Genomic DNA, 1,312 nt, shown 5'->3' with positions numbered 1-1,312 from the left:
CTTAGAGGGAATGTTCCGCCTTGTAATCGTTTGCCGTTTGAACCGCCGTATGGAGTTTTTGGGCCAATTCAGGCATTTTTACATAGTTCGTCCAAAGGGTATCCTCGACAATATCATGAATTTCGGACGCGATTTCAACCGCCAGACGTTTGAGTTTGGCAAGCTCTTTTTTGTGATCGATCTCTTCGGACATCATAGGCTCCTTGTGTTTGTGGTTTTATTGCATAAACCGTTCGCTGTCACAGCGAAAACGAATAGATATTTTCAAATTTAACGCTGCGCGGCTCGCCGAAAACCATATGCATAAACGTCCCTTTTTGCTGGAAATGGTATTTTTCGAACAGTGCGACCGCAGGGACATTGCTCATCGGGACATCGGCAAGCACTTTTTTAAGCCCGCGGAAGTACAAAACGCCCTGCATCATTTTCTCGGCCTCTTCCTCGTGACCTGCGCGGCACTGCCACGGCCCCAGATAGACTCCGCGCGCATTGATGACGCTGGAGTGCTGGAACGCATTGGGAAGGGCGAATTTGAGCGAACTGTTGCGCTCCATCTCACCCTCCATAAATCCCATCCGATCTTCACCGAACGTCTCGTAATCGATACGACGGATCGTCGCGTCGAAATTGCCGCTGTCGAGTTCTTTGGCCTGCGCGTTGGTGAAGCTGAAAGGCGGCACTTTCCCGACGTTGAGAAACCGCCCCACCTCCATCACGCTCTCAAATCCGTAACTCTCGAAAAAACCTTTTAACTGCGGGTCGGCATGCAGATACAAAGACGGATTTTCGTTCTTGAGCGTTCCGAAAAGTGTGTCAAAAAGACGCCGCCCGATCCCCTGCTTCTGATGGCTGGGCTTGACCATGAAGTATTTGATCATTGCCGATGATTCGAACGGAACCGCCATCACCGCCCCGACTAGTACCCCCTCATCGTACGCGCCGTAGCACAGATGCGGGGCGTGCATCATCATAAGTTTGACGTGGTAGCCGTCCAGCAGCCATCCCGTCTCTTCGGCGATTTTGGTCAGTTCGGCCACGTCGGCGTATTTGAGCCACCCTATAAACATACCGCTTCCTGATAGAGGGATTTGAGCTCGTACGTCTCCAATACCCGCTTGCGCGCGGTGACGATCTCACGGATTTTCGGCAGAAGGTCGCGCAACACGCCGCTCTCGGCGCTGATCCCCATGCGACCCAGATGATAGCGGATCGTTGCGCTCCCCGAGTGCTTTCCGATCGGAAATTCGCGTACGCTTCCGACCTCTTCGGCCTCGTACGGCTCGTACGCGTGCGAATCTTTCATCATTCCATC

At 52.8% G+C, this 1,312-nt stretch carries 2 protein-coding genes and 1 pseudogene; all 3 read right to left on the bottom strand.

Going from position 1 to position 1,312, the window contains the following annotated elements; translation table 11 throughout:
* Window position 1 precedes the first annotated feature (1 nt).
* Window positions 2–193, bottom strand: coding sequence for a CCE_0567 family metalloprotein (locus JU82_RS05210; RefSeq protein WP_294892206.1), 192 nt, complete (start codon window positions 191–193; stop codon window positions 2–4).
* Between the two features lie 46 nt (window positions 194–239).
* Window positions 240–1,067 carry a GNAT family N-acetyltransferase gene (locus tag JU82_RS11790; protein WP_294892205.1) on the bottom strand — a complete coding sequence of 276 codons (828 nt, stop codon included), beginning with the start codon at window positions 1,065–1,067 and terminating at the stop codon, window positions 240–242.
* Window positions 1,058–1,312, bottom strand: a pseudogene (locus JU82_RS05200) (homocitrate synthase); the annotation flags it as partial. The pseudogene JU82_RS05200 and the gene JU82_RS11790, both read right to left, overlap by 10 nt.

This window comes from Sulfuricurvum sp. MLSB (genome assembly GCF_000747095.1).
In the GTDB taxonomy this organism is placed as follows: domain Bacteria; phylum Campylobacterota; class Campylobacteria; order Campylobacterales; family Sulfurimonadaceae; genus Sulfuricurvum.
This window is presented reverse-complemented; position numbering and strand designations above follow the sequence as displayed.

What these genes read in the sequence shown, in the direction of transcription:
- JU82_RS05210 (WP_294892206.1), bottom strand. Translation starts at nt 193, where the DNA reads ATGTCCGAAGAGATCGATCACAAAAAAGAGCTTGCCAAACTCAAACGT.
- JU82_RS11790 (WP_294892205.1), bottom strand. Translation starts at nt 1,067, where the DNA reads ATGTTTATAGGGTGGCTCAAATACGCCGACGTGGCCGAACTGACCAAA.